General features: G+C 64.0%; 6 protein-coding genes. 1 reads left to right on the forward strand and 5 read right to left on the reverse strand.

Features of this window, described 5'->3' with window-relative positions; translation table 11 throughout:
- Positions 1-118 precede the first annotated feature (118 nt).
- Complete coding sequence (locus tag ABFE16_15930) at positions 119-1,444, reverse strand: DegT/DnrJ/EryC1/StrS family aminotransferase (protein MEN6346792.1); 1,326 nt, start codon at positions 1,442-1,444, stop codon at positions 119-121.
- Positions 1,445-1,610: 166 nt separating this feature from the next.
- On the opposite strand from ABFE16_15930, the gene ABFE16_15935 reads away from it, so the two are divergent.
- Positions 1,611-2,816, forward strand: a complete 1,206-nt coding sequence (locus ABFE16_15935) for an anaerobic sulfatase maturase (protein ID MEN6346793.1) — start codon at positions 1,611-1,613, stop codon at positions 2,814-2,816.
- Between the two features lie 97 nt (positions 2,817-2,913).
- Here ABFE16_15935 and ABFE16_15940 read toward each other — a convergent pair whose 3' ends face one another.
- The 4 genes from ABFE16_15940 to tatA form a co-directional block, all read right to left on the reverse strand.
- The gene (locus ABFE16_15940; protein MEN6346794.1) at positions 2,914-3,909 is read right to left on the reverse strand and encodes a dihydrodipicolinate reductase; all 996 of its coding nucleotides are present in this window, start codon (positions 3,907-3,909) and stop codon (positions 2,914-2,916) included.
- A gap of 78 nt (positions 3,910-3,987) precedes the next feature.
- Positions 3,988-5,403: a cysteine--tRNA ligase gene (gene cysS, locus ABFE16_15945; protein ID MEN6346795.1), complete on the reverse strand. Its 1,416-nt coding sequence runs from the start codon at positions 5,401-5,403 to the stop codon at positions 3,988-3,990.
- A gap of 158 nt (positions 5,404-5,561) precedes the next feature.
- Positions 5,562-6,104 (reverse strand): hypothetical protein, encoded by a 543-nt coding sequence (locus ABFE16_15950; GenBank protein ID MEN6346796.1) that lies wholly within the window; start codon positions 6,102-6,104, stop codon positions 5,562-5,564.
- Between the two features lie 54 nt (positions 6,105-6,158).
- Complete coding sequence (gene tatA, locus ABFE16_15955) at positions 6,159-6,362, reverse strand: twin-arginine translocase TatA/TatE family subunit (protein ID MEN6346797.1); 204 nt, start codon at positions 6,360-6,362, stop codon at positions 6,159-6,161.
- Positions 6,363-6,687 lie beyond the last annotated feature (325 nt).

Consider the following 6,687-nt stretch of genomic DNA (forward strand, 5'->3'; position numbering starts at 1 on the left):
TGCTCGCTACGTCGTCGACTCTGGGCCGGGGCCAGAGCCACGCCGCTATCATACCCGATTGTGCGGCCTCCTGAACAGACCCGTCGGGTGTGGACTCCACCAGAGAGCCAGCCTCGCACTACCTGCCGGCCTTCATCTCCTCAGCGGTCTCGATGACCAGGTCGGCCATTCGCACAACCTGCTCCTCGGTCAGCGGGTACAGCGGCAGGTGGGTGAAACGGTGGTTGAAGACCTCCTCAGCCACCGGGCAAGAGCTCGCGATGGCCTCGATGTCGTACCCGAGGGACCTGCAAAGGTCGAACTTGTACATGGGCGCGAAGTGGGGGATGTTGGTGACACCCTTGGCCGACAGCCGCGCCTTGAACTCCTGCACATCGGCACCCAGGACGTCTGGTTCGATCTGCAGGAGGTACAGGTGCCAGGTGGGGGAGATGTCGTCGCTGTCGCCCGGCGGGGTCACCAGGCCCTCGACCTCGGCGAAACGCTGGTTCAGGTACTCCGCTACACCTCGCCGCCGGGCGATGATCTGCTCGATGCGGCCAAGCTGGCAGAGCAGGCACACGGCCTGGATCTCGGTTGAGCTGTAGTTGCCGGTGGCGAAGGGACCGGACTTGCCCGGCAGAGCGACCACGTCATAGAGCCAGTTCTCGATCTGGCGGCTCAGGTCGAGGCCGAGGAACCGCGCCTTCTTGAGGTTCTCGCCCCAGTGGAGGTCGGTGCACAGGATGCCCCCTTCGCCGAAGGCCGTCACGTTCTTGACCTCGTGGAAGCTGAAGGCGCCGAAGTCGCCGAGAGTCCCGATGGCGCGGCCCTTGTAGCGACCACCGAAGGCATGGGCGGCGTCCTCGATGACCAGGACATCGCGCTCGCGGGCGATCTCCATGATCGGGTCCATGTCGACGGGGTAGCCGCCGATGTGTACGGGGATGATGACCTTCGTGCGGTCGGTGACCTTCCGCGCGACGTCGGCGGGATCCATGTTGATCGTGCGGGGATCGAGGTCGGCGAAGACAACCTTGGCCCCGATCTCCAGGGGGTAGGCGATGGTGGCGATGAAGCTGATCGCCGGAGCGATGACCTCGTCGCCAGGCCCCAGATTCGCATACCGATAGGCGATCTCAAAGCCGTGGGTGGCGTTGGTCACGAAGGAAGTGTAGCGGGCTCCCAGCATCCTGGCGGTCTCTGCCTCGACCTGTGCGACCTTGTCGCCAAGGCTCAGTTTGGTCGCCGGCGCCGCGACCTGCCACAGTGCATCGACAGCCTGCTCAAGGGTTGCGAGACGCTCCTCGTATGCGCTCTCCTGCCCCGGCTGCGGGCGGGCGAGGAACCGCAGTATGCTCTTGGCCTCACAGGCACCGAGGTGCTCACCGACGGCGGCCCAGGGGATCTGGGCTGCTCCGGTAGAGTACCGAAAGTCTCCGGCGGGCTGCTGCTTGTCTGGCATTGGCTTACCTCCTCGGGACTTGGGGGCAACCCTGTCGCATGGCGACCGGCGTTTGCCGCAAAGGCTAGGAACCTGCTATCATCTTCTTCGCGACTGATGAGAACGCCTGCCTCGGTGGCGACGGGGCGCTTGTGATTGCCCCTACCGCCGGGCGAGAGGTTTGCCCATGGATGCGATGACCGAACAGGAGCAGGAAGCGTATCTTCAGCGTCTCGGGGTACTGGTGAAGCCCGCGGGCCCCGATTGCAACCTTCGCTGTGAGTACTGCTTCTACCGCCCGAAGCTGTCCCTGTACCCGAACAGCCGTCGGCATCAGATGAGCCGCGAAGTGATGCACAGGTTTGTCGGCGATTACATGCAGATGGCGGGCACGAACCCTTCCTTCGGCTGGCAAGGGGGAGAGCCGACGACCCTTGGCCTGAACTTCTTCCGCCGTGTTGTGGCGGTTCAGATGCAGAAGGCGAAGCCGGGGCAGGCCATTGCCAACGGCTTCCAGACCAACGGGGTGCTGCTCGACGCCGACTGGGCGCGGTTCCTGCACCGGTACAACTTCCTGGTCGGGCTCAGCCTCGACGGGCCGCAGTACGTGCATGACTACTACCGGATCGACATGGGCCGACGACCGACCTGGGACCGGGTCATGCGCACAGTCCAGACCCTCCGCGAGCACCAAGTCGAGTTCAATATCCTGTGCATGGTCACGGCCTTCTCGGCCGACAAGGCCGCCGAGATCTACGACTTCTTCATGGCCCAGGACCTGCACTTCCTGCAGTTCATCCCCTGCATCGAGGTCAATCCCGAGACGGGGCGGATCGAGCCCTACTCGTGCAGCCCTCACCAGTATGGCGAGTTTCTGTGCACTCTCTTCGACCGCTGGGCGGCCGACACGCCGCCGAGGACCTACGTGCGTACCTTCGACGACCTGCTGATGGCGTACATGGGCCACGAATCGCCGACCTGCATCTTCCGCCCCACCTGCGCCGAGTACCTGCTGATTGAGCACAACGGCGACGTGTACCCGTGCGACTTCTTCGTCGAGAAGCAGTGGCGGCTGGGGAACCTCATGGAAACGCCGCTGCGGGAGATCGCACTGTCGGCGAAGTTCCGGGAGTTCCGATACGCGAAGGGCGAGGTCTGCGAGCGCTGCCGGGAGTGCCCGTGGGTTGGCAAATGTCATGGCGGTTGCCAGCGTCACCGGCTGCACAACCTTGGCCTGGCTCCAGACCAGGAACTCCCGTATGAGGCCTTCGCCTCGAACTACTTCTGCGAGTCCTATCGGATGCTCTTCGACCACTCTCAAGGTCGGCTGCAGGAACTGGCCGTCACTCTCGCCGACCAGGCTCCGCCCACACCGACTCTCACTGTGCAGTAGCCTCAGGGCCTCCCTGCAGGATCGAGGGGATACGATGGGACCTCGCGCCGAGATACTGCGCGAGGTCTCTGGGTATCTGCTGGAGGGTCGGGTGATGCTATCCGACCGGGATGTCCTTGACAGTCAGGAGGCCCGGGACGGCGTTGACGGTCTGGCGCAGAATGTTGAGTACGCAGCCAACCGTGGCAGTGTCGCCGAAGATGCCTCCCTCGATGCGCATGTGGACGTAGGGCTCGCCCTCAACGAAGACCTCATCACGCGGGTCGGGCTCGCCATGGGTCATGCGGCAGATGAGCTCGATGCACTTGCCGTCATCGGTGCTGATGCGGGCGACCTGGTGGCTCCCCTTGACCTGCCCCGGCTGGATCTGAAAGTACTCGGTGCCACAGGGCTCGGTAGCGATGACGGGCTCGATGGTCTCGTAGATGTCCTCGTGCTCCCAGCCCAGACCTGCTGCGAGGAAGGCGGCGGACTCGCCGAGGCCGACGTGACCGATCTGCTCTTTGGCTGCGAGTGCGCGGTAAGTCTCCGGATCGAGGCCGGAGCCGATCTTCTTCTGAAGCTGCTGACGCCGGGCAGACACGTTCACGATCCTCTTGGCCGTGATCTTGCGCACTCCGACGCAGGGCCGGCACAGCAAGAGCGGCAGCAGGTCAAGAAGGAAGCCGGGGTTGATGCCGGTGCCGACCAGGGTCACACCGTGCTGCTTCGCCAGAGCGTCGAGCTCGTTGGCCAGGTCCGGGTTGCGCAACCAGGGCCAGGACAGCTCCTCAGAGGTGGAGACCACGTTCAGACCGGCCTCGATTGCCGCCCGCAACTGTGAGGCAATCGCAGGGAGCTTGGAGCCTGTGGCTAGAACGAGCACCTGGGCTCCAGCGGCCTTCCCTGCGGCCAGCGCAGCCTCCAGGGAGTCCAGGACGACGACCTCCGTGCCCTCCGTGCTCTCGACGAGCTCGCCGAGGGATTTTCCAACGAGTTCAGGTGACACGTCGGCGGCAGCCACCGGCTGTGCGAACCCACTGTGAAGGGTGGCGCGAGCAATCTTGAGGCCGATTGGGCCAAGTCCTACGTGAACCGTCTTCACAACCGACATCGTGAGCCTCCGTAACTTAGGCATGCCGGCTGCCGCGAAGCTCTGTCCCCTGAAGCAGGTCGCGAACCGTCAGGGGCATCAATGCTTGCGGCGCCAGAGGGTCCCTTCGGGACCGTCCTCCAGGATGATCCCGCGGTCGTCCAGTATCCTGCGGATTTCGTCGGCGCGGGCGAAGTTGCGCTGCTTGCGTGCCTCGGTGCGCTCTGCAACCAGGGCATCGATCTCGGCATCGTCGTCGCCGGCCTCGGTCTCGAACACGGGCTTGAGGACGCCCAGCACCGTGTCCATGCGTTGCAGGGCAGCCAGGATAGCGTCCCGGTCTTCCTCACCGAGCTCTGCACCCTCGGCGAGAGGATTGAGCTGCTTGATCATCTCAAAGGTCGCGCCCAGGGCGCCGGGCACGTTGAGGTCGTCGTTCATGGCAGCCTCGAACTCGGCCAGGCTGCTCTCCAGAATCTGCTTGACCGGCTCGGTCGCTCCGGGCTGCAGGGACATCTTGCGCAGCCGGTCTGCGAAGGTGTAGATCCGGTCCAGCGCAGCCTTGCTCTGCTCGAGGCCCTCAAGGGTGAAGTTGAGTTGCTTGCGGTAGTGGGCCGTCAGCAACTCGTAGCGGATCGTCATCGGGTCGTAGCCCTTGCCGAACAGGTCACGGAGGGTGAAGAAGTTGCCCAGGGACTTGGACATCTTCGTCCCGTCCACGAGGAGGTGCTCGGAGTGCAGCCAGCAGCGGACGAAGGGCTTGCCGGTCGCCGCTTCGCTCTGGGCGATCTCGTTCTCATGGTGCGGGAAGCGCAGGTCAATGCCGCCGTTGTGGATGTCCAGGGTGGTGCCCAGGTACTGCATCGACATGGCCGAGCACTCGATGTGCCAGCCCGGTCGCCCGGGTCCCCAGGGGCTGTCCCAGGCGGGCTCATCCGGTTCCTTCTGCGCCTTCCAGAGGGCGAAGTCGCCGACTTCCTCGCGCTCGTACTGGTCGCCCTCGAGGCGACCAAAGGCGCTGTCGCGGGCCTCGGAGTCCGGTGAGACGCCCGACAGCTTCCCGTAGCCCTCAAAGCTGGAGATGTCGAAGTAGACGCTGCCCTCGACCTCGTAGGCATGGCCGTTCTCGACGAGAGTCGAGACCAGATCGAGCATCTGCTGGATGTGCTCGGTGGCCCGAGGGTACTTCCAGGCGGGCTCAACGTTGAGGGTCGCGAGGTCGTCGAAAAAGGCCTGGGTATACTGGTCGGTGTACTCTCGCAGCGGCATCTCGGCCCGCCTGGCGCCGGCAATCGTCTTGTCGTCAACGTCCGTGAGGTTCATCACCTGGCGGGTCTCGAAGCCCAGGTAGCGCAGCCAGCGGCAGAGGATGTCGCCGAAGATGAAGGCGCGGAAGTTGCCGATGTGAGCGAAGTCGTAGACGGTGGGACCGCAGCTATAGACGAGAGCCGTCTTGCCGTCGGCCGGCTCGAAGTCCACGAGTTGACGAGAGTATGAGTCAAGAAGCTTCAGCATGCTATTCTCCTGGTTGGCGGGCCCTGGCGGTTAGGTGAGCCCAAAGATCGGCCTGTCAGGGGGCCCAGGGGCTGGCTACGGGGCTATCTGGGACAATCCGAGCGGAGGTAGACGCGACCTCCGCTCGGGCAACTCTCACAGCAATCGGCCTATCGTTGCTACTCTCCGAGTTTGCGGGAGATGTAGGTGAGGAAGGCCCTGACCTTCGCCCGGTCGGCATCGGTCGTGGCGTTCGACATGGTGACTTCGGCCACGAAGATCCCGCGCTGGACGACGCCTACCGTCGTCTTGCCGACCGTGCCGATGAAGGCCCGATCGCGGATTGACGGCTGATCTGTCAGCGGCTTGGCGGTCTTGTAACTGGCGCGCTTCTTGGCGTAGAGAGCCTTCGCCAGTCCCGCGTTGCGCAACTGGAAGGCGTCGACGGTGACGTAGCGCTTGCCGGTAGTGCTCTTGAACATCCGCTGGGCGAAGTAGCGGATGCCCTCTTGTTTCATCACGTCAACCGGGCCGTCATAGGTGTCGTAGCTGGCTTTCTCACCCAGGGCGCCGGATCGGGTCTCCGAGAAGACTTTCCAGCCGCTGATCGCGCCACTGGTAGGGAGGCAGCCGGTTGGACTGGCAGCGACCGCGTAGAGGGTGAAGCCGGTGAGTGTCGCAAGGACACTGAGAACTGTCAGGACCCGTGATGTGAGTTGCATAGGCGAACATCTCCTGCCCCATCATGCAAACCGGGGCACGTCATGTGGGCCGCTCTAGGCGGTCTTGCCCTGCTTGTCTTCGTCGTCTTCTGCGTCCGTGAGCTTCTTGAGGTCCTCCGTGGCCTGGGAGGAAGCTTTCCGGAACTCCCGGAGCCCCTGGCCCAGTCCCCGCATGATCTCCGGGATCTTCTTCCCGCCGAACAGGATGACCACGATGATCAGGATGACGATGAGCTCTTGCGGCCCTAGCCCGAACATGCAATCGCCTCTCTTCGCGCAGCTTCCGCGCGGACTCGATGCAGTCTCCCCACCGCCCAAGACCACCGGGACGCCTCAGATGATGCACCCCGGCGCGCACCGGACATCACTGTTCTGTGCTTATTCTATATGGAAGCCTCGCGCTTTACAATTGTTCGTCTAGGCCGGCCGGGAAGACGCAAACTGAAGCGCGTGCCGCGGAGGGCTGCAGCTAGAGGGTCAGCGGCTCGAGACTGACCTCTGACACCAGGCCCTCGACTTGAGCGAGGGTGGCAAAGCCGGCACCGAAGGTGGCTGCGCAGGCAGTTCCGGCGGCCACGGCCCA

The sequence above is a fragment of the Armatimonadia bacterium genome, from assembly GCA_039679385.1.
Taxonomy (GTDB): Bacteria; Armatimonadota; Zipacnadia; order Zipacnadales; family JABUFB01; genus JAJFTQ01.

Bases quoted from the DNA above. Each gene is read 5' to 3' on its own strand.
- ABFE16_15930 (MEN6346792.1), bottom strand. From the start codon at position 1,444: ATGCCAGACAAGCAGCAGCCCGCCGGAGACTTTCGGTACTCTACCGGA.
- ABFE16_15935 (MEN6346793.1), top strand. From the start codon at position 1,611: ATGGATGCGATGACCGAACAGGAGCAGGAAGCGTATCTTCAGCGTCTC.
- ABFE16_15940 (MEN6346794.1), bottom strand. From the start codon at position 3,909: ATGTCGGTTGTGAAGACGGTTCACGTAGGACTTGGCCCAATCGGCCTC.
- cysS (MEN6346795.1), bottom strand. From the start codon at position 5,403: ATGCTGAAGCTTCTTGACTCATACTCTCGTCAACTCGTGGACTTCGAG.
- ABFE16_15950 (MEN6346796.1), bottom strand. From the start codon at position 6,104: ATGCAACTCACATCACGGGTCCTGACAGTTCTCAGTGTCCTTGCGACA.
- tatA (MEN6346797.1), bottom strand. From the start codon at position 6,362: ATGTTCGGGCTAGGGCCGCAAGAGCTCATCGTCATCCTGATCATCGTG.